17 protein-coding genes are annotated in these 19,528 nt (G+C 61.1%); 12 read left to right on the top strand and 5 right to left on the bottom strand.

What is annotated here, in order from left to right:
* Positions 1-434: 434 nt before the first annotated feature.
* Positions 435-1,844 carry a PLP-dependent aminotransferase family protein gene (locus KGB20_RS14870; RefSeq protein ID WP_150815162.1) on the bottom strand — a complete coding sequence of 470 codons (1,410 nt, stop codon included), beginning with the start codon at positions 1,842-1,844 and terminating at the stop codon, positions 435-437.
* 148 nt (positions 1,845-1,992) lie between these two features.
* Here KGB20_RS14870 and KGB20_RS14865 point away from each other — a divergent pair, with 148 nt between their 5' ends.
* The 10 genes from KGB20_RS14865 (at position 1,993) to KGB20_RS14820 (ending at position 11,305) form a co-directional block, all read left to right on the top strand.
* On the top strand, positions 1,993-3,093 hold the full coding sequence (locus KGB20_RS14865) for an MFS transporter (protein ID WP_154947920.1): 1,101 nt from the start codon (positions 1,993-1,995) through the stop codon (positions 3,091-3,093).
* Positions 3,094-3,135: 42 nt separating this feature from the next.
* Positions 3,136-4,416 (top strand): biotin carboxylase, encoded by a 1,281-nt coding sequence (locus KGB20_RS14860; RefSeq protein WP_154947919.1) that lies wholly within the window; start codon positions 3,136-3,138, stop codon positions 4,414-4,416.
* Positions 4,417-4,464: 48 nt separating this feature from the next.
* Positions 4,465-4,959, top strand: a complete 495-nt coding sequence (locus tag KGB20_RS14855; RefSeq protein ID WP_102669141.1) for a RidA family protein — start codon at positions 4,465-4,467, stop codon at positions 4,957-4,959.
* Between the two features lie 83 nt (positions 4,960-5,042).
* Positions 5,043-5,528 carry a cupin domain-containing protein gene (locus KGB20_RS14850; protein ID WP_154861634.1) on the top strand — a complete coding sequence of 162 codons (486 nt, stop codon included), beginning with the start codon at positions 5,043-5,045 and terminating at the stop codon, positions 5,526-5,528.
* A 237-nt stretch (positions 5,529-5,765) separates the two neighbouring features.
* A complete protein-coding gene (gene yfcF / locus KGB20_RS14845; RefSeq protein ID WP_154947918.1) occupies positions 5,766-6,410 on the top strand; it encodes a glutathione transferase in 645 nt (214 codons plus the stop codon).
* 28 nt (positions 6,411-6,438) lie between these two features.
* Entirely contained in the window at positions 6,439-7,779 is a 1,341-nt protein-coding gene (locus KGB20_RS14840; protein WP_154947917.1) for a KamA family radical SAM protein, read from the top strand.
* Between the two features lie 31 nt (positions 7,780-7,810).
* Positions 7,811-8,686 carry a branched-chain amino acid aminotransferase gene (locus KGB20_RS14835; protein WP_154861638.1) on the top strand — a complete coding sequence of 292 codons (876 nt, stop codon included), beginning with the start codon at positions 7,811-7,813 and terminating at the stop codon, positions 8,684-8,686.
* Positions 8,687-8,704: 18 nt separating this feature from the next.
* Entirely contained in the window at positions 8,705-9,463 is a 759-nt protein-coding gene (locus KGB20_RS14830) for a TauD/TfdA family dioxygenase (protein WP_102669145.1), read from the top strand.
* A 67-nt stretch (positions 9,464-9,530) separates the two neighbouring features.
* Positions 9,531-10,490: a diiron oxygenase gene (locus tag KGB20_RS14825; protein ID WP_154861639.1), complete on the top strand. Its 960-nt coding sequence runs from the start codon at positions 9,531-9,533 to the stop codon at positions 10,488-10,490.
* Positions 10,491-10,504: 14 nt separating this feature from the next.
* Positions 10,505-11,305, top strand: coding sequence for an N-acyl homoserine lactonase family protein (locus KGB20_RS14820; protein WP_154861641.1), 801 nt, complete (start codon positions 10,505-10,507; stop codon positions 11,303-11,305).
* Between the two features lie 650 nt (positions 11,306-11,955).
* Here the strand turns inward: KGB20_RS14820 and KGB20_RS14815 are convergent.
* From KGB20_RS14815 to KGB20_RS14800, 4 genes are all read right to left on the bottom strand, one after another.
* Positions 11,956-13,386: a PLP-dependent aminotransferase family protein gene (locus KGB20_RS14815; protein WP_154947344.1), complete on the bottom strand. Its 1,431-nt coding sequence runs from the start codon at positions 13,384-13,386 to the stop codon at positions 11,956-11,958.
* A gap of 218 nt (positions 13,387-13,604) precedes the next feature.
* Positions 13,605-14,309 (bottom strand): hypothetical protein, encoded by a 705-nt coding sequence (locus KGB20_RS14810; RefSeq protein WP_150815026.1) that lies wholly within the window; start codon positions 14,307-14,309, stop codon positions 13,605-13,607.
* A gap of 324 nt (positions 14,310-14,633) precedes the next feature.
* Positions 14,634-16,154: a sensor histidine kinase gene (locus tag KGB20_RS14805; RefSeq protein ID WP_154947345.1), complete on the bottom strand. Its 1,521-nt coding sequence runs from the start codon at positions 16,152-16,154 to the stop codon at positions 14,634-14,636.
* Entirely contained in the window at positions 16,151-16,870 is a 720-nt protein-coding gene (locus KGB20_RS14800) for a response regulator transcription factor (RefSeq protein ID WP_154947346.1), read from the bottom strand. The genes KGB20_RS14805 and KGB20_RS14800 overlap by 4 nt, the downstream gene beginning before the upstream one ends.
* A gap of 299 nt (positions 16,871-17,169) precedes the next feature.
* On the opposite strand from KGB20_RS14800, the gene msrB reads away from it, so the two are divergent.
* Both msrB and KGB20_RS14790 read left to right on the top strand, forming a co-directional pair.
* Complete coding sequence (gene msrB, locus KGB20_RS14795; protein WP_150815022.1) at positions 17,170-17,688, top strand: peptide-methionine (R)-S-oxide reductase MsrB; 519 nt, start codon at positions 17,170-17,172, stop codon at positions 17,686-17,688.
* A gap of 34 nt (positions 17,689-17,722) precedes the next feature.
* A complete protein-coding gene (locus KGB20_RS14790; protein ID WP_150815021.1) occupies positions 17,723-19,498 on the top strand; it encodes a cytochrome c biogenesis protein DipZ in 1,776 nt (591 codons plus the stop codon).
* Positions 19,499-19,528 lie beyond the last annotated feature (30 nt).

Genomic DNA, 19,528 nt, shown 5'->3' with positions numbered 1-19,528 from the left:
GCGGCTACTCATCGAGGGCCGAGCGTTGTTAGCGCAACGCTCACTACGAGCCCGGATACATTAGCGCAAGCCAGCTTTACCGAAAACAGCCCATGGGGTTGCAGGAGATGGGCTGACCATACATTTTGTTGGGGCAATTCTGGTGGGCCGTGCTGCCACCAGTTTTAAGTACGACGCTGGCCCCCTGTGGGAGCGGGCTTGCTCGCGAAGGCGGTGTGTCAGGCAATATTGATGCTGGATGTGACGGCCTCTTCGCGAGCAAGCCTGCTCCCACATTGGACTAACGTCATCGCTGATATCGAGTACGACGCGGACCCCTGTGGGAGCGAGCTTGCTCGCGATGGCGGCGTGTCAGGCAACATCAATTTTGAATGTGACGGCCTCATCGCGAGGAAGCTCGCTCCCACAAGGTCGGTGGTCGTCGGTTACTTGCTTTATTTTTCAAGCAACCGGAAAAACCGCTCGCGCACTTGCAAGCTATCGCTGTGCGCCACATTGAAGCGCAGGAACTGGCTGGCATCCGGCCCTTTGCTCAGCAAGGTGCCCGGCGCCAATACCATATTGTTCTCCAGCCCCTGGCGAGCCAGGTTTTCGGCATGCAGGCCGTCCGGCAACCGCGCCCATATAAACACCCCTTCTCCGGGAAGCGAGGAAAGCGAACACCCAGCCTCCGCCAACCAACTGGCCACACGACTGTTCGATTCATACAGCCGATCCACCGTGCGCCGCGCATGCTTGGCATAGCTGCCGTCGCTGAGCATGGTGCAGGTGATCTGCTCCGCCAGTTCCGATGTAACCCCGCCGCAGGCCATTTTCAACGCGACCATCCGCGCCGCCAATTGTGGCGAGAGAACGGTGTAGCTGACCCGGCTGTTGGCGGTCAGGGTCTTGGAGAAGCCGGAGACATAACTCACGTTGTCCAGCCCGCTGGCGGCCAGGCGCGGGGTGCGGCGTTGCTGGATGTCGCAGTACAGGTCGTCTTCGACAATGTGGAAGCCATGGCGGTGGCTCAGTTCCAGCAAGCGGTAAACCTGGGCCGGGGTAAACGAGTGGCCGGTGGGGTTATGCAGCGTGCTGTTGGTCATGTACAGCACGGGTTTGTGGGCGATCAGCAGTTGCTCGAAGGCGTCGAGGTCCATGCCGTCGCAATCCCGTGCGATGGTGATGACCTTGGCCCCGTGCAGCGCCAGATTGGCGTGCATGTTGAAGTAGCAGGGGTCGTCGAGCAGTACGGTGTCGCCGGGTTTGACCAGCAGGCGCATCAGCAGGTCGATGGCCTGCATGGTGTTGGCGGTGGTGATGATCTGGTCCACCGGCGCTTCGATGCCGAAGGTCGCCAGTTTCACCCGCAGGGCCTGGCGCAACGGCAAGTAACCGCCGGCCACGCCGTACTCACCCATGCGCAACGACGTTGCTCGCAGGGTACTGCGCACGGCTTTCTGCAATTCTTCGGCGGGTAGCCACGAGGTCGGCAGAAAACCGCAGCCGGGGCGCAGCGCGCCGTTGTCCAGCAGCAAGGCGCGACGAATCACGCTGAGGGTGTCCTGGGGTTGCAGGTCCGGGCCGGTGCCGCTTTTCAGCGCCGCTTCGGAGCGATGCACGTAATGCCCGGAGCCCTGGCGCGACACCACCAGCCCTTTGGCCCGCATGCGGTCCAGTGCATCGACCACCGTGGACTTGCCCACGTTCATCAAGTCGGAGAGTTCGCGAATCGGCGGCAGCTTGGCGCCGTGGGGCAGGCCCCCGGTGCTGATGGCATGCGTCAGCTGATCGACGATCTGCTGCACCAGCGGCGCACCGGGCTGGAATTCAATGGCGGCAATGACTGCACGTTGAACCTGCATTTTACTGGTCTCTCCGGCAGTAAAGTTCGTTGGATTCTATACGAACTTGCCCTGATCAGGACAAGCCTCTCTCTCTACCATGCCCTTACAGACTTTTCTGAATGTCAGCCTTTGTCGGCGGGCGTTCACCCGGTTCCTGAGGTGCTGCATGAGTGTCGAAACAACGGTCGCGGTGGCTAAACCGGTCATTAACCTGCGGTTATTCACGATCCGGATCATCACCGCCGTCTCGCTGTTCGCGGTACTGGGCAAGGCCAACGTCTGGCTCGACACGGCCACCAACAGCATCCTGGCCCTTGGATATCGCGCCTTGTTGCTGCTGTTGCCCCTGACTTTACTGGTACTTGGCCGTCGTTCCCTGAGCGTCACGCTGCTGTGTGCCGGCCTTGGCCTGGTACTGCTGGCGTTGACCAGCAATCAAGGCATGGTGATGTTTGCTGCCGCGTTGTTTGCCTACGGCATTGCCATTGCCGGTTACCTGATCAAGAGCGAAGCGGCCCAGACCAAGGAAGGCGCGGCCTACAACCGCGTAGCCATGAACATGGGCAGCCTGGTGGCCGGTTTGATCCTGCTGTCGCCGCTTCTCACGCCGACGATGTTTTTCCTCGGCGCGGCGGCGTTCGTGTTGCTGTGCCTGCCGATCGCCCTCGGCGCGACCTTCACCACCGAGCCGGTGGTAGCCCGCCCGGCCACTCAGGTCGGCAGCAACTGGGGCAATAAACTGCCCTGGGTGATCGCCGGGATCATCATGGGCATCAAGCTGTTCGGGGTGTTCTCGATCCTGCCACAGGCAATCCTGCTCAAGACCGGCGAGTTGCCGGCCTGGTACGGCTTGATGCTGATCCTCAACAGCGCCGTGGTGGTCTTCGCCCAAGTGCCGGTGATGAAGCTGATCGAGCGCACCGGGCGCTACAAGGTTGTGGCGGTGATCGGGATCATCGTCGGCGGTTTTGCGGTGCTGTCTTCGCCTGCCGCGTTCCAGGTCGAAACCCTCGCCGGGGCGCTGGTCTGGGTGGCGCTGCTGTCCATTGCCGAATGCGCCTTCAGCTACCTCGATTACTTCTCCGTCAAACAGAACAACATGTTCGTCAAGGAAGTGTCCCTGGGCGTCGGGGCCGGGCTGACCGTGTTGATCATGCGTGTGGTGCCGGCGCCGTACAACGCGCTGGTGCTGGCCGCCATCGGTGCCGCAGGGATCCTGGCCTGGTACTGGCTCAACCGTAAATCCAATGCGTCGTTGCATGACTGAGTCATCGCCGTTGCGGTTTTCACTTTGCAGGTCAGGGGCATTATGAATACGACTTCATGTGTAGTAGTGGTCGGTTACAACGGCAATCGGGTTCACGACATCCAGAAACTGCGCGAGCTGTGCAAGTCGCTCTACAACGCCAGGCTCATCCTGCTGGTCGAGCAAATTCAACCCCATGACGACCAGGTGGCCGATCACGTCTGCAGCACTTCGCTGGCGGAAGAAGATGTGTCGGCATCCCTTGAACTGGTGGTGGGGTGCCTGAATGCCGACAGCTGGAAGCTGATCGGCGTACTTCCGTTCTCCGATCGCGGCGTGCTGCTCGGTGCAGCGCTGGCCACTCACTTCGGCCTGCCGGGCATTACCCTGGAAGAAGCGGGGGCGGGCCTGGACAAGCAGATCTTCCGTCGGCTCGAAGCGGCGGCCAGCACCTCCCCCGGAGAATACCGGCCGGTGTTTTCCACGCGGGTCGAAAACCTGTCGGAACTGCGCCAGCGCGTCGTCGAACTGGGCGGCAAGGCCTTCATCAAACCGGCCTGCGAAGGTGCGAGCCGGGGCTGTCGCGTCATCCATCACCCTTCGGAATGCGATGACGCCTGGCTGGCCCTGAAGCCTTACCGCGAAGGCGGCATCGTCCTTGAAGCGCTGGTGCAGAACGCCCGTGAATACAGCTGGGACTGTGTGGCCGGCAGCACCTGGGTGACGGAAAAAACCACCACCGAAGGCGCCTACCGCGCCGAGATCCAGCAAGTGGTGCCTGCGCCGTTGTCGGTGGACGTGCAGGCGCGGCTGATGGCGGCTGGCCGGCACATGTCGGCGCTGGTCTCCCAGGACAACGGTGCCTGGCACAACGAAGTGTTCCTGCGCAGCGACAACCTGACCTCGGCCGTGGAAACCAACATGCGCCCCGGCGGCATGCACATCTGGGACCTGGCCAAACGCGCCTTCGTCAATTTCGATCCGTGGGAACGCTGGGTGCGCTGGGCGGTGGAAGGCAAGACCGAACAGCATGAGCCAGTGGCCCGCGGCTACTGCGGCATTCGCCTGCTCAGGGCGCCGGCCGGCGGCATCCTGCGGGCGACGCCCGACATCGCTACCGTGGCCCGTTCGCTGCGCATTGAACTGGTGGAAGGCCAGTACGTCAAGCGCATCGGTGACTCGGTCAGCGCGCAGGTCAAGGACAACTTCTCATTCATCGGCCACATCGTGTTGTTCAACGAACACTACGGGCAACTGAGCAACGACCTGTTGCGTCTGGCCGAGGTGATTGAGTCACGCATCGAGGTGACTTGCCTGGCACCGGTCACTCGCGCCGTGTGTTGAGCCAGCAAGCACCCGTTTTTTGCATTACTGATCAAGAGGGTTCGATCAATGATCCAGCACATGACCTGCGATGAACGCTTCATCGCCCTGGCCAAAGAGTTTGGTTATGACATTTACGGTGAAAACACCGCAGGCGGGCATTACGCGCCGTTGATCCGTCATCACGATGAGCTGTACATCAGCGGCCTGGTGCCACGCATGAACGGCAAGATCCATTACCCCGGCCGCGTCGGACTGGATCTCACCATGGCTGATGCGCAGGCGGCCGCCAGCATCAGTGCGATGCGTGGGCTGGCGTTGATCGTCGATGCCATTGGTTCGCTGGACAAGATCAAGTCACTGATCCGGGTAACGGTGTATGTGAGGTCCACGGCGGACTTTGTCGATTTGAGCGAAGTGGCCAACGGCGCCTCGGATGTGTTCAGCCATGTACTGGGCGATGCCGGCAAACATACGCGCACCACAGTCGGTGTTTATCAGTTACCCAAGAATGCCGCGATAGAAGTGGACATGATTGCCGCCTTGCGCCCATCGGTTGTGTAAGTTGTTTTCCGACTTTACAGCGCTGAATCCTTAACTTAAGGTTCGGCGCTAAAGTATGGGGAATAATAAGAAAGGATGTGCGAATGGATAACTTTCAAGGTGCATTTTTTTCATATAAGGACTTTCGTCAAAGCCTGCACCATCGAGCGCCAAGTCCCAAGGTATGGAAAGGCACCGAACTAGCGAGTATGCGTGAGGCCCTTGAAGCCAGCGACGTTGATATTGTCGCGTTGGCTCACGACAAGAGCATTGAAGGCTGTGAAGTTACGCCTGGCATGGCGATCGCCATGCAATGGCTGAACCCCGGTGTGACGCTCAACGGTCATGCCCATTCCTGGTGGCATCTGTTTGTCATCCAGTGCGGCAGCGGCGTGTTGACCCTCGGCGATGCCGACGGGGTCAACGTCAGTAATGGCGATGTGCTACTGGTGCCGGCGTGGACCAGACACGGCTTCGTCAACACCAGTAAACACGAGCCTCTGGCGATGCTGAACATGAGCAACATGCCACAAATGGCACTGCTTTCGAACTTTGCCGACAGCCATGGACTGATCACCACCCAGCCGTAATTTCCCAGCGCATCAGCCAAGGGAGCCAACTATCGTTGGCTCCTGTTTTTCAGACCTGCTGCCGGTATCGCCTTTTGCAGCGCTATTGCCGGGATTTTGGCTGCGTATCTGTCGGTGAAAAACAACTTTCTGTATCGATTGAATCAGGCAAATTCTGTATCTATTCAGCCTTCATCCAACTAACTACGATCACTTCCAATGCACGTTAATCCCTGCAGTCAGTGAATGGAGTGTTCTATGGATAACAGGAAGCTAAAACTGTATGTCGGCGCCGATCATATCAGCGCTTTTGCGATGTCGGCTTTTGTGGCGCTCAAGGAAAAGCAACTTTCATTTGAACTTGTTACTGTCGATCTAAAAGCACGCGAAAACTATCTGACGACTTATCGCAATCTTTCGCTGACCTGCAAGATTCCAACGCTGGTTCACGACGATTTTGCCTTGTCGGAATCATCGGCGATTGCCGAATACCTCGATGAACTCTCCCCGGGGCATAAAAAACTCTATCCGCAGGACATCCGCCAGCGCGCCCGTGCCCGTCAATTGCAGGCCTGGTTGCGCAGTGACTTGTTGGTGGTGCGCAAGGAGCGCCCGTTTGACCTGGTGTACTTCGGCAAGAAAAACACCGTGCTGTCCGACGAGGCCCAAGCCGCCGTCGAGCGCTTGTTCTTCGTCGCCGGGCATTTGCTGGAAGAGGGCGCCGAGCATCTGTTCGGTGACTGGAGCATTGCCGACACCGACCTGGCAATCATGCTCAACCGCCTGGTTGCCAACGGCGATCCGGTGCCGGCACGGCTCGCGGCATATGTGCGTCGCCAGTGGGATCGCGACAGCGTTCGGGCGTGGATGGACATAGAGCGCAAAGCGCCGGCCATCGCGTAACAACAGGGCAATCACCAGGAGCGCGGCCATGCAAGGACTGTCGGAGCACGAACGCTACAAACCCTATAACTCACGCACCATCCGCGACACACCGTACTGGCACAAGCTGACGCCGGCGTTGCAGGAGGCCATGACCGTGGTGGCCAGGGTCATGCCGTTTCGCACCAACGAATACGTGCTGGGCACGCTGATCGACTGGAGCAACATCCCCGACGATCCGGTTTTCCGCATGACTTTTCCCCACAAGGACATGTTGCTGGCGGAGGAATATGCCTCGCTCAAACAACTGATCGAGCAGGACGACAGCGCGGCGATCAAGCGTCGGATCGAGGCGATCTGGCGGCGCATGAACCCGCATCCGGCCGGGCAGTTGACCCACAACGGAGTCACCCTCAACGGCAAGGTCCTGCCGGGCATCCAGCACAAATACCGCGAGACCGTGCTGTTTTTCCCCGGTGCCGGTCAGACCTGTCACGCGTACTGCACCTTCTGTTTCCGCTGGGCGCAGTTCATCGGCGAGGAAGAACTCAAGTTCAACGCCCGTGAGTCCCAGGAGCTGGTCAGTTACCTGAGGGTGCACACCGAAGTGACCGACGTGCTGATTACCGGCGGCGACCCGATGATCATGAACACCCGCTCCCTGGCCGGTTACATCAAGCCGCTGCTGGATTTGCCACACCTGAAGAACATCCGCATCGGCACCAAGTCCGTGGCGTACTGGCCGCAGCGTTTTGTCAGCGACAAAGATGCACCTGAACTGCTGGAGCTGTTCCAGCGCATCGTCGCGGCGGGGAAAAACCTGTCGATCATGGGCCACTACAACCACCCGGTGGAGATCCGCCAGACCATCGCCCGCCAGGCCATCGAGCGTATTCGCTCGACGGGCGCGACGGTGCGCATGCAGGCGCCGGTGATCCGCCACGTCAACGAAAACCCCGCTGACTGGGCGGCGCTGTGGACCGAAGGGGTGCGGCTCGGGGCGGTGCCTTATTACATGTTCGTCGAGCGTGACACCGGGCCCAGCCACTACTTCGCGATGCCGCTGGCCCGGGCCTTCGAGATCTTCCAGGCGGCGTACCGCACGGTATCGGGGCTGGCGCGAACGGTGCGCGGGCCATCCATGAGCACCTTCTACGGCAAGGTGTTGATCAATGGCATCGAGACCGTCGCCGGGGAAAAGGTCTTCGTCTTGCAGTTCCTCCAGGCACGCAATCCGCAATGGGTGTTGCGCACGTTCTACGCGCGCTTCGATCCGCAAGTGACCTGGTTCGACGACTTGCAACCGGCCTTCGGCGAGCGTGCGTTCTTCTTTCAGACCGAGTTCACCGCCGTGCCGGAATTGATACCCGTGTTGCTGGAAACGGCGTAGGAAAATTCATGAACAATGGGGAGATATGGATATGAGCAGTATCCCGTTTGATCAGCGCGAGGGCGTTATCTGGCTCGACGGCGAGTTCGTCGAGTGGTCCCGGGCGCAGTTGCATGTGCTGACCCATGGCCTGCATTACGCGAGCACCGTGTATGAAGGCGAGCGGGTCTACAACGGCAGGATTTTCAAGCTGCGCGAACACAGCGAGCGCTTGTATCGCTCGGCGCAATGGATGGACTTTGCCATCCCCTATGAGATGGCTGAACTGGAAGCGGCGAGCCATGAACTGCTGCAACGCAACAAGGTTGTCGACGGCTACCTGCGCCCGGTGGCCTGGCGTGGCAGCGAGATGATCTCCACCTCGGCACGTTTCAACCGTGTGCATGTGGCCATCGCGTGCTGGCAGTGGCCGAGCTATTTCGACCCGGCGGCGCGCATGGCTGGTATCCGCTTGAAGACCGCGAGCTGGCGCCGCCCGCCACCGAGCAGCAGCCCGTTCGAGGCCAAGGCCTCCGGGCATTACCAGATAGCCACGCTGAGCAAGCACGACGCCGAGAACACGGGTTACCACGACGCGCTGATGCTCGACTGGCGCGGCCACGTTGCCGAGGCCACCAGCGCCAATGTGTTCTTCGTCAAAGGCCGGACGTTGCATACGCCGCTGCCGGATTGTTTCCTCAACGGCATCACCCGCCAGACCGTGATCGAACTGGCCAAAGCGCTGGACTACCAGGTGGTCGAACGCACGATTTTGCCTACAGAGCTTGGCAACTTCGATGAGTGTTTTCTCACCGGCACCGCCGCCGAAATCACCCCGGTGCAGAGCATCGATGAGCAGCATTATCGACCGGGTGACGCCTGCCGCGACTTCATCGCCGCTTACACCTCAACCGTCAACGCCGGATAACCCGCCAGGAATCTCACCATGTCAGACCAAGGGATTGTTGCGTCTCAACCTTGCATTTCGCTCGGCCATCGTCACGAAGAACTGTCGACGTTGGGCTGGACGGTGCTGATCCCGGACGAATTTGCCGATGATGTCGTAGGCACCTTGTGCGAGTTCGGTCGGATCATTCCGCAGTTCAACGGCCAGACGGCCTTTGCCATTACCCGCAAGCCGGGTTACGAAGACTTGCCATATTCCCAGAGCATGAACGGCATCGGCCCGCACACTGAAGCGCCTGTGTACGGGCCGCCGCCACGCTATCTGGCGTTGCATTGCCATAAACAGGCCAGGTGCGGAGGCGGGCACACCGGGTTGGTGGACGGTTATGAATTTCTCAAGTCCCTGGAGCGCAGCGAACCGCAACTGCGTGAGTGGCTGGATGACACACCGGTAGAATTTGTCGCCACCGCCAAACCGGGTGAACCGGGACAGCGGCGGGTCAAGGAATACATCCTCACGCCTACGGAAGACGGGGATATTTTCCGCTTCAGCTACAACCAGTTTCACTACGGCGACGTGAACCCGTCCAAGGAAGCGTTGCAGCAATCACTGGTGACCAACAACACCTCGCCGCTGGCCAGGTTTGCCGTGCTCGGCGAAGCGTACTTCGTCGAGCACAACGTTCCGGTGTTGATTCCCGACGGATGCCTGCTGATTTGGGACAACTGGCGGATGATTCACGCCCGCAGTCGTTACACTGACCCGGCGCGCAACCTGACCCGCTATTGGCTGGCCTGATTTTTCCGTCGCCCTACATTCTTTTGGCGTACCCCCTGGCGGGTACGCGCCTTACAGGTATCGCGTCATGCAAACAGCAATCGAGATCGCCCAGGTCGATCATCAACTGATCGTGCGGCTCAACCAGGCCTGGACCAAGCGCGCCACAGTGTGTTCGCCGGACAGGGGCCAGGCGGAAGAAGTTTTTGATCCCGCGCGGCCGGACTACCCGGAGTGCATGGTGCCGTTCTTCCATCATCCGAAATTCCAGGCCTTGAGCGACGAGCTCAAAAGCAGCGTGGTGACCTGGGGCTGGATCGGCTACAACCTGCGCACCGTCACCGCCGAAGAACACGTGGTCAACCCGGCACTCAGTGTCATCGCCAATCAGTACCTGGGCAAGGATGACTGGCATTTTCGCGAGGCCATGCAACAAACCCTGATCGACGAGCACTACCACACGCTGATGCACCTGCGCGCCATCGAACGGACCAAACTGGACCGGGCGCTGGATCAGGATCTGGACTTGCCACCCTCCGTCACTTACCTGCGCCTGAAAGCCCAGCGTGAAGCACTGCCCGAGCAATGGCAGCGGGATCTGGCGGCGATCACGTTTGCGGTGGTGGCCGAGATCAGCGTCAACGCCTATCTGGACTTGCTGGCGGACGACCAGACCATCCAGCCGCAGAACCGCCGGGTGGCCGAACTGCACAACCGCGACGAGTACGCCCACAGCAAGGTGCTGGCCGAAGTGGCGAAGGTCATGTACGCCAACATGCAGCCCACTCAACGGGAATTTTTCGCACGCAACTTGTCAGTGGCGCTGAGTGCTTTTATCGCTCAGGACTACTCCATGTGGGAGGCGATTCTGACGCAGCTCGGGGTCGAGGAGGCGGCGCTGATCATTGCCGACACCCGCGAGAGCAACAGGAATGCGACCATCATGCGTGACTACAGTGGCCTGCATAAATTGGCCCATGACCTGGGTATCAGCGACCAGATCGATTTCGACTTTCGTCCGACCCTCAAAACCACGGCGGTCGCCTGAACCCGGAGGTGCTTATGTCCACGCCTGTGTACGAAGTGTTCGCCATCCGTGTCGGTGCAAACGCCCAGCGCACCGCCAGGGAGAATTTTCTCTACGACGCCTGCTGCGGTGATCCGAATGCGCCGATGCCGCTGGACTACTACTTCTGGGTCATCCGCAATGAACAACAGGTGATCGTGGTCGACACCTGTTTCCAACCGTCCACGGCGCACAGGCGCAATCGTCAGATGTACCGCCTGCCGGAAGAATCCCTGCGGCAACTGGATATCGATCCGGCCCGGGTCGAGCACCTGATCCTTACCCATTTGCATTGGGATCATGCCGGCAACCTCGGGTTGTTCCCCAAGGCGACCGTGCATTTGCAGGACGCGGAGTTGCGTTTCTGCACCGGGCCGAAAATGGTCCATCGCACGGTGAACAAAACCTACGAAGTCGAGGACGTGATGTCGGCGTTGCCGCCGCTGTTCGAAGGGCGGATGCGTTTGCACAACGGTGTTGTCGAGGTCGTTCCGGGCGTGACCCTGCATCCGGTAGGCGGGCATACGCCCGGCAGTCAGGTCGTGCGGGTGAACACTGAGCGCGGCTGGATCGTGCTGGCCTCGGATGCCGCGCATTTGTGGATCAACATTCGTGAGCGCAGTCCGTTTCCGATTCTCGATGACCTGGCGCAAACCCTTGAAGCCTTCACTGAGATCGACCGTCTGGCCGACAGCGAAGACCATGTCATCCCCGGCCACGACCCGCTGATTGCCGAGCGTTTTCCGCACTGGAATGATGACCCGCATATCATTTGCCTGCACCTGAATCCGCTCTGAAGATCACCTACAACCCTGTGGGAGCGAGCTTGCTCGCGAAGACGGCGGCACATCCAGCAACGATGTGCCTGATACACCGCTTTCGCGAGCTAGCCCGCTCCCACATTTGGTCGCTGTCGTTCACCGATGTTGTGCCCACCGAAAGTCCCTTGTGGGAGCGGGCTTGCTCGCGAAGACGGCAGCACAGCCAGCGACGATGTGCCTGACACACCGCTTTCGCGAGCAAGCCCGCTCCCACATGTGGTCGCTGTCGTTCACCGATGTTGTGCCCACCGAAAGTCCCTTGTGGGAGCGGGCTTGCTCGCGAAGGCGGCAGCACAGCCAGCAACGATGTGTCTGACACACCGCTTTCGCGAGCAAGCCCGCTCCCACATGTGGTCGCTGTCGTTCACCAATGTTGTGCCCACCGAAAGTCCCTTGTGGGAGCGGGCTTGCTCGCGAAGACGGCGGCACAGCCAGCAACGATGTGCCTGACACACCGCTTTCGCGAGCTAGCCCGCTCCCACATTTGGTCGCTGTCGTTCACCGATGTTGTGCCCACCGAAAGTCCCTTGTGGGAGCGGGCTTGCTCGCGAAGGCGGCAGCACAGCCAGCAACGATGTGCCTGACACACCGCTTTCGCGAGCAAGCCCGCTCCCACAGGTTCGTGTTCAACCTTGGTTTTTCAGGATTTGTCCCAACGTCGCCAAAGCCTCATCAATCCGCGGCGAATACGGCGCGCCACAGCCAATGCGCACAAAGTGATCGAAACGCCGGGCATTGGAAAAGATATCCCCAGGTGAAATCTGGATGCCGGCCTTCAACGCGTCGTGAAAAAACGTCATCGATGAATGCCGGCGAGGCAGTTCCACCCATAACAGCGTGCCGCCTTGCGGGTGGGTCACGCTGGTGCCGATGGGAAAATAGCGGGTGATCGCTGCGCTCATCTGCTCGCGTTGTACGGTCAGGGTTTTCCTCAACCGCCGCAGGTAACGTTCGTAGGACGGGGTCTTCATGAACGCACTGGCCGCCAGTTGCGATAACGCCTCGCACCCGCGCGACTGCGTATGCTTGAGCATCTCCACGCGGTCGTGCCATTTGCCGGCGCTGATCCAGCCAAGGCGCATGCCCGGTGCCAGGGTTTTGTTCAGCGAGGCGCAATAGATCACGTTGTCGGTGCTATCCCAATGTTTGAGCGTGGACAGCGGCTGCTCAGTGTCCACAAGGTCGCCGTAGGTGTCGTCCTCGATCAGCACGGTGTCGTGCTCGGCGCACAGTTTCACCAGCCGTGCCTTGTTGGCGTCGGGCATGATGCTGCCCAACGGGTTTTGCAGGTTGGGGATGACGATCAGCGCCTTGACCCGTTCGGGGCCTTGCAGCAGCCGTTGCAGGGCCTGCAGATTGAGCCCGGTATGGGCCGAGGCCGGGACTTCCAGTACGCGCAGGTTCAGGCTTTCGAGAATTTGCAGCAGACCGTAGAAGGTCGGCGACTCCACGGCCACGGTGTCGCCGGGGCGGGTGACCGCACGCAAGGCCAGATTGATCGCCTCGGTGGCGCCGTTGGTGATCACGATCCGCTCGGGGGCCAGGTGGGTCTTGCTGGCCAGTGCCCGCCGGGCCAGGATGTTGCGCAATGCGCTGTTGCCGCAGGCGCCGCCCGCGGTGCCGAGCAGGCAGGCGTCGTAGCGCAGCGCCTTGATCATGTTGTCTTGCAAGGTCTTCAGTGGGTAAAGCTGCGGCGCGCAGTAGGCGCTGGCGAAATTGACCTTGATCGTCGCGCGCTGACTGGCCTTGAGCACCGCGCAGACCTGTTCATGAATGCCGACATACGCGCGGGTATCCAGCGCTGGCGCCGAGGTCGTCGGGATGGGCCTGGGCACAGTGTCGGGCTGGCGAATGTAGTTGCCGGAGCGTGGCCGGGCTTCCAGCACGCCATAGTCTTCCAGCTCCCGGCACACCTGCACGGCGGTCGACAGGCTGACGGCGTGTTTTTCCATCATCAACCGAATCGAGGGCAGGCGTTCACCGGTTTTCAGGGTGCCGCTGCGGATAGCGTCCAGGTAGTGGTTGGCCAGTTGGCGATACAAGGGGGGCGTGTTCATGATGACCTCGGCAGTTGCACCACTGAGGTCTGGGCTGGAAAGTGAGTTGACGCTCCCCGCAGGCGGACCCGTGGTGCTCATGGGTGAAGGGAAGTGGTGTTCTGCGTCGATACTGGAAGAGTAATCGCGGTTTTGCCCGAATCACGGGCAATAAAAAGCCCCGCACTGATGGCGGGGCTCATGGGGCAGTCCCTGAGGACCTTGTGGCGAGGGGCGCCTTACTGCGCGGCGATGCTGTACCCGTCGAACGCGGTCTGCTGCTGCAGGGCGGTGATGATGTTCTTGCGGTTGACCGCTTGCTCGGCGCCGCTGTTGTCCAGGAACGTCTCGCTTTCCAGTTCCGCCTCTTCGCCTTCGCCAACGAAGGTGAAGCCGAGGAATTCGAGGGCTTCACGGTCGACGCTCAGGCGCGAGCGCGGGGTGCGCATCGGCAGGGTGACGCTGATGCCGTTCTTGCTGATGGTGAACACTTCGACTTCTTTCTTCGCCTTGGCGGCTTTGCTCTTGCCGCCGCTCGGGTTGCTGATGGCCTGGTGGGTCTGGTTCAGCACCTTCAGGGCCAGGCCGTAGACGATTTCCTGGAACGCCGGATCGTCCTTGAAGCTGGACAGGATGCGGCTGATCGGGAATTTGCCGCTCAGGTCTTCGAGGGCGGCGATATCGGCGGCCTCGGCGTCCTTGAGCTGCTTGAGCTGGCCCATCAGTTCGTAGGCTTTATCGTCATCGAAGCTGTCGTGGGCCTGGCGGATCGCGGCGCGCAGTTCGCGGATCTGGTCGCTTTCGCGGGTGGACTGGAACGCGTCCAGCACCATCTCGCTGATGGTCTTGGCCTGAGGCACGTGTTGTGAAAGATTGATGGAGTTTTCGTATTCCGCTTTGGACGACAAGGTGATAACGGTTTCAGCGGTATTGGAATCGGACATTGAAATTTCACTACTTCTTTGAACTTGAATAGGGGCGAAAAAGCCCGGGGGCTTTTTCAGGCCGACTAATCTATTGGACCGGGGCGGCGTTGTCACGGATCAACAGGCGGCCGGTCATGTTTTTGCTCCCCTGTAGGAGCGAGCCTGCTCGCGATGGACGTTAACGATAACGCGTTCATTCCGGGTGTACGCGGTGCCCTTGAGACCATCGCGAGCAAGCTCGCTCCCACAGTGGTTTGGGTTGTTCGCAGATCTTGCGTACACCCACTCACCCTGTGGGAGCGGGCTTGCCCGCGATGGGGCCCTGTCAGGCACCACAACTTTTCAGGCCTGCCGCGGGGTATTCAGGTTCATCGACCGCACCGCCAACGCAGTCGCCGTTTCCTCATCGATCGGCAGCGAAAACCGGAACGTCGCACCCCGCCCCGGCACATCGATCAACTGAATCTCGCGCCCGTGCAATTGCAGGATGCGATGCACGATCCGCAACCCCAACCCGCCATCACGGCGTGCGCCGCCGATATTGAACGGCCGCAGGAACAACCCTTCGCGCAGTTCCGGGGCGATGCCGGGGCCGGTATCGCTGACCGTGACTTCGATGAATGAGCCTTGCGGGCGCAGGCCCAGTTCGACCTCGCCACCGGCCGGGGTATGGCGCAGGGCGTTGTCGAACAGGTTGGTCAGCACACGCTCGATTAGCCCAAGGTCGGCGCAGGCCGCCGAGACGTTGGCGGCAAAAGTGGCCTTCAACTCGACTTGACGCGCTTCGGCGGTGAGTTCGAATTTCTGGAAGATGTCCTGGGCCAGGTCAGTCAGGGAAAAGCGTTCCAGCACCGGCTGTACGAAGCCATGTTCCAGCCGCACCAGTTCCAGCAGCGACTGCGCCAGACCACCCACCTTGCGGCTCTGGTCCAGCGCGATGCCCAGATAACGACGACGGTCGGCAGGGGACAGCGTGGCGTCCTTGAGCGACAGGGTTTCCAGATAACCGTGCAACGAGGCCAGCGGCGTGCGCAAGTCGTGGGAGATGTTCGCCACCAGTTCGCGGCGCTCCTGATCCTGGCGGGTCAACGAGCGCCATTGCTCGCCCAAGCGTGTCTGCATCTGTCTGAACGCCGCATCGAGTACGGCGATTTCATCGTGGCTCGCGGCTTTCTCCACCGCGACGGGCAGGGCCGGTGTGACCGGCACCCCATCGATGTCGAACTGGCTGACGGTTTCGGTCAAGCGGCGCAACGGCCGGGTGATCAGGGCAAATGCGGTGAGACCGGCAATCAGGCACAGCAACGCCACCAGCCCGATGGACAACAGCGCGGTGTTGAGCGCTGCACTGGTCGCACCGCGTTCGGCCAGGCGGTCGTGATCCTCGCCGAGCAACACCACATAGAGATAACCGGCCGGCTTGCCGTCGACCTTCAGCGGCGCAGCACTGAACACCTTGCGCGCATCGACGCTGCGCGGGTCGTCGCCGAGAATCGGCAGGGCATCGCCCCGCAACAGGCGCTCGATCGGCGCCAGGTCGATCCGCTCACGACGGATCCGGCCTTCGGGCGCGGCGCTGCCGACAATCTTGCCCTCGGTGTCCAGCAGGTACACCTCGACGCTCGGGTTGACCTGCATCAGCTTGCTGAACAGGTCACGCACGGCATTGGGCATCAGGCCCTGTGTGTCCATCAGCACCGTGTCACTGGCGATGTGCTGCGCCAGGTCCCGGGACAAGCCTTGCACCACTTCCTGCTCATGCATCTGGTTGGAGCGCACCTGCAACCACGCCGACGTGCCGCAGCACACCAGCAGCAGCACGGCGAACACCAGGGACAGGCGTTGCGTCAGGGTCAGCCTCATGGCCGTGGTTCCTCCCCTGTGGCGAATTTGTAGCCGCGCCCCCAGACCGTGAGGATGCGCACCGGTTGCGCCGGGTCGGCCTCGATCTTGGCACGCAGGCGGTTGATGTGGGTGTTGACCGTGTGCTCGTAGCCTTCGTGGCTGTAGCCCCACACGGCATTGAGCAGGTCCATGCGCGAAAACACCTTGCCGGGCTGGCGGGCGAAGAAATACAACAAGTCGAACTCCCGGGGCGTGAGGTCCAGGCGTCGTCCATCGAGGGACACTTCGCGGGTGATCGGGTCGATGGCCAGGCCGTCGGTGAGCAGGCTGCCGGCGTCCATCTTCAGGTTGCGCGCCATGGCATCGACCCGGCGCAGCAACGCCTTGACCCGGGCCACCAGTTCAAGCATGGAAAAGGGCTTGGCCAGGTAGTCGTCGGCACCCAGTTCGAGGCCGAGAATCCGGTGCACTTCGCTGGAGCGCGCACTGGTGATGATGATCGGCGTGTAGCGGGCCATGGCGCGGGCGCGGCGGCAGATTTCCAGGCCGTCGACACCGGGCAGCATCAGGTCGAGGATCAGTGCGTCCCAGTTGCCTTGCTGCAGCAGGCGCATGCCTTCATTGCCATCGGCGCTGTGCACCACCTCGAACTGCTCGTCGCGAAGATGCAGGCAGATCAGGTCGGCGATATGCATATCGTCCTCGACCACCAGGACGCGTTTGGTCTGTTCCATACAGCTCAATCCTTCGGCGCATTGTGCGTAATGCCACTCGGTCAAGGTGCAAAAACTGTGGGAGCGAGCTTGCTCGCGATGGCGCAATGTCAGTCAACGACGATGCTGACTGTGCAATCGTCATCGCGAGCAAGCTCGCTCCCACAGGAAATGCATTGTTCAAAATTGGCGTTATGCATTGTGCGGGTTTTTCGGCGCCCGAGTTATCACGAATTGTTTAACTTCCCGTGAGGATTTGGCGATCACCCAAAGCCTAGGCTGTGTTCTATGAAACACCCCTGGATTTTTTGGAGGCGAGCATGTTTTCACGACGGCAATTTCTTGTAGCGAGCGGCGGGCTGGGGGTGGCAGCCCTGGCGATCGGCCTGTTGCCGAAGTTTTCCACAGGCTCGGCCTTGATCAGTGAAGCCAGCGCAGCGGAGGTATTCGAAGTGACCCACAGCGACAGCGAATGGCACGCTCTTCTGAGCGATGAACAGTACGAAATCCTTCGCGAAGAGGGCACCGAGCGGGCCTACAGCAGCCCGCTGAACAACGAGCACCGCGATGGCACGTTCGTCTGTGCCGGTTGCGAGCTGCCGCTGTTTTCCTCGGCGACCAAATTCGACAGCCGCACCGGTTGGCCAAGTTTCTGGGCACCACTGGACAAGGCCGTGGCGACCCGCCAGGACCGTGCGTTCGGCATGGTCCGTGAAGAGGTTCATTGCCGGCGCTGTGGCGGGCATCTGGGGCATGTCTTCGACGATGGCCCGAAACCCACCGGCCTGCGTTACTGCATGAACGGCCTGGCGATGAAATTCGTGCCCATGACGGTGTGATTCCATTCCACTCACTTTTTTGCAGGTAATCGCCATGTGGCTGCTGGTCCTCGCTTATCTCGGTGGTGTGCTGACGATTGTCAGCCCGTGCATTCTGCCGGTGTTGCCATTTGTCTTCGCCCGCACCGGGCAACCCTTCGTCAAAAGCGGTTTGCCGCTGCTGGTGGGCATGGCGCTGACCTTCGCGCTGGTCGCCACGTTGGCGGCGGTGGGCGGTGGCTGGGTGGTGCAACTCAATCAGTACGGGCGCTGGCTGGCGCTGGTGTTCGTGGCGTTGTTCGGTCTGACGCTGTTGCTGCCGCAACTGGCCGAGCGTCTGACCCGGCCACTGGTGGCGGCGGGCAGTCGTTTGTCGGAGGCGGCGGGTGCCGATGCACGGCCACGTCCCGGTGCTTCGCTCCTGATCGGCGTGGCCACCGGCTTGCTGTGGGCGCCGTGCGCCGGGCCGGTCCTGGGCCTGCTGCTGACCGGTGCGGCGCTGCAAGGCGCCAGCATTCAAACCACCTTTTTGCTGCTGGCGTACGCCGCCGGTGCCGCCACTTCCCTCGCGCTGGCCTTGTTGCTGGGCGGCAAAGTCTTCATCGCGATGAAGCATTCGATTGGCGCGGGCGAATGGCTGCGTCGCGGCCTTGGTGCGGCGATGCTGGCCGGTGTGGCAGCGATTGCCCTGGGTCTGGATACGGGGATTCTGGCGCGGTTTTCCACGGCGTCGACCGGTGGTATCGAGCAAGCGCTGGTGGAGAAACTGTCCGGCAAGTTACCGCGTAACAGCGGGGCGATGATGGCGCAAAACTCGACCTCCGCCGGCGCGGTGCAAGTGGCTGACAAAACCCCGGGCACCTTGCCGGTCGAAGGCAACCTGCCGTCACTGGAGGGCGCCGTGCAATGGCTCAACTCGCCACCCCTCGATGCCCAGGCCTTGAAAGGCAAGGTCGTGCTGGTGGATTTCTGGACTTACTCCTGCATCAACTGCCTGCGCTCGCTGCCCTATGTGAAAGCCTGGGCCGAGAAGTATCGCGATCAAGGCCTGGTGGTGATCGGCGTGCATGCGCCGGAGTTTGCCTTCGAACGCGATGTCAGCAACGTCACCAAGGCCATGAAAGACCTGGGCATCAACTACCCGGTGGCCATCGATAACGAGTTCAAGATCTGGCGCGCCTTCAACAACGAGTACTGGCCGGCGCATTACTTTGCCGACGCCCAGGGACGCATTCGTTATCACCATTTCGGCGAAGGCGCGTACGCCGAATCGGAGCGGGTCATCCAGCAATTGCTGCGCGAGGCGGGGGCGGCCAAGGTCGCCGACGGGCTGATCAGTGCCAAGGCCGATGGCGTGCAAATGGCCCCGGACAAGGACGCCGTGCAGTCGCCGGAAACCTATGTCGGCTACCAGCGCGCTGAGCATTTCGTGCCCGAAACCGCGCTGGTACCGGACAAGGTTGCGGCCTACAACCCGCCGACGCAACTGGCCCTTAACGACTGGAGCCTGGGCGGCCAGTGGCATGTCGGCCCGGAGCGGGCCACCGCTAGCGCCCCGGCCAGCCGCATCGTCTATCGCTTCCACGCCCGTGATTTGCATTTGGTGCTCGGCCCTGGCGCCGATGGCAAACCGGTGCGTTTCAAGGTGCTGATCGACGGCAAGGCCCCCGGCGATGCCCATGGCATGGACGTGGCACCCGATGGCAGCGGCACCGTGACGGACCAGCGTTTGTATCAACTGGTGCGCCAGAGCGGTGGCGTAACCGACCGGACCTTCAGTATCGAGTTTCTTGATCCGGGTGCGTCGGCTTACGCCTTCACTTTCGGCTGATAACTGTTCAACGCTTCAGGAGTTCGCCCC

The sequence above is a fragment of the Pseudomonas sp. BF-R-30 genome (assembly GCF_019956175.1).
In the GTDB taxonomy this organism is placed as follows: Bacteria; Pseudomonadota; Gammaproteobacteria; order Pseudomonadales; family Pseudomonadaceae; genus Aquipseudomonas; species Aquipseudomonas jessenii.
This window is presented reverse-complemented; position numbering and strand designations above follow the sequence as displayed.

What these genes read in the sequence shown, in the direction of transcription:
- KGB20_RS14870 (WP_150815162.1), bottom strand. Translation starts at nt 1,844, where the DNA reads ATGCAGGTTCAACGTGCAGTCATTGCCGCCATTGAATTCCAGCCCGGT.
- KGB20_RS14865 (WP_154947920.1), top strand. Translation starts at nt 1,993, where the DNA reads ATGAGTGTCGAAACAACGGTCGCGGTGGCTAAACCGGTCATTAACCTG.
- KGB20_RS14860 (WP_154947919.1), top strand. Translation starts at nt 3,136, where the DNA reads ATGAATACGACTTCATGTGTAGTAGTGGTCGGTTACAACGGCAATCGG.
- KGB20_RS14855 (WP_102669141.1), top strand. Translation starts at nt 4,465, where the DNA reads ATGATCCAGCACATGACCTGCGATGAACGCTTCATCGCCCTGGCCAAA.
- KGB20_RS14850 (WP_154861634.1), top strand. Translation starts at nt 5,043, where the DNA reads ATGGATAACTTTCAAGGTGCATTTTTTTCATATAAGGACTTTCGTCAA.
- yfcF (WP_154947918.1), top strand. Translation starts at nt 5,766, where the DNA reads ATGGATAACAGGAAGCTAAAACTGTATGTCGGCGCCGATCATATCAGC.
- KGB20_RS14840 (WP_154947917.1), top strand. Translation starts at nt 6,439, where the DNA reads ATGCAAGGACTGTCGGAGCACGAACGCTACAAACCCTATAACTCACGC.
- KGB20_RS14835 (WP_154861638.1), top strand. Translation starts at nt 7,811, where the DNA reads ATGAGCAGTATCCCGTTTGATCAGCGCGAGGGCGTTATCTGGCTCGAC.
- KGB20_RS14830 (WP_102669145.1), top strand. Translation starts at nt 8,705, where the DNA reads ATGTCAGACCAAGGGATTGTTGCGTCTCAACCTTGCATTTCGCTCGGC.
- KGB20_RS14825 (WP_154861639.1), top strand. Translation starts at nt 9,531, where the DNA reads ATGCAAACAGCAATCGAGATCGCCCAGGTCGATCATCAACTGATCGTG.
- KGB20_RS14820 (WP_154861641.1), top strand. Translation starts at nt 10,505, where the DNA reads ATGTCCACGCCTGTGTACGAAGTGTTCGCCATCCGTGTCGGTGCAAAC.
- KGB20_RS14815 (WP_154947344.1), bottom strand. Translation starts at nt 13,386, where the DNA reads ATGAACACGCCCCCCTTGTATCGCCAACTGGCCAACCACTACCTGGAC.
- KGB20_RS14810 (WP_150815026.1), bottom strand. Translation starts at nt 14,309, where the DNA reads ATGTCCGATTCCAATACCGCTGAAACCGTTATCACCTTGTCGTCCAAA.
- KGB20_RS14805 (WP_154947345.1), bottom strand. Translation starts at nt 16,154, where the DNA reads ATGAGGCTGACCCTGACGCAACGCCTGTCCCTGGTGTTCGCCGTGCTG.
- KGB20_RS14800 (WP_154947346.1), bottom strand. Translation starts at nt 16,870, where the DNA reads ATGGAACAGACCAAACGCGTCCTGGTGGTCGAGGACGATATGCATATC.
- msrB (WP_150815022.1), top strand. Translation starts at nt 17,170, where the DNA reads ATGTTTTCACGACGGCAATTTCTTGTAGCGAGCGGCGGGCTGGGGGTG.
- KGB20_RS14790 (WP_150815021.1), top strand. Translation starts at nt 17,723, where the DNA reads ATGTGGCTGCTGGTCCTCGCTTATCTCGGTGGTGTGCTGACGATTGTC.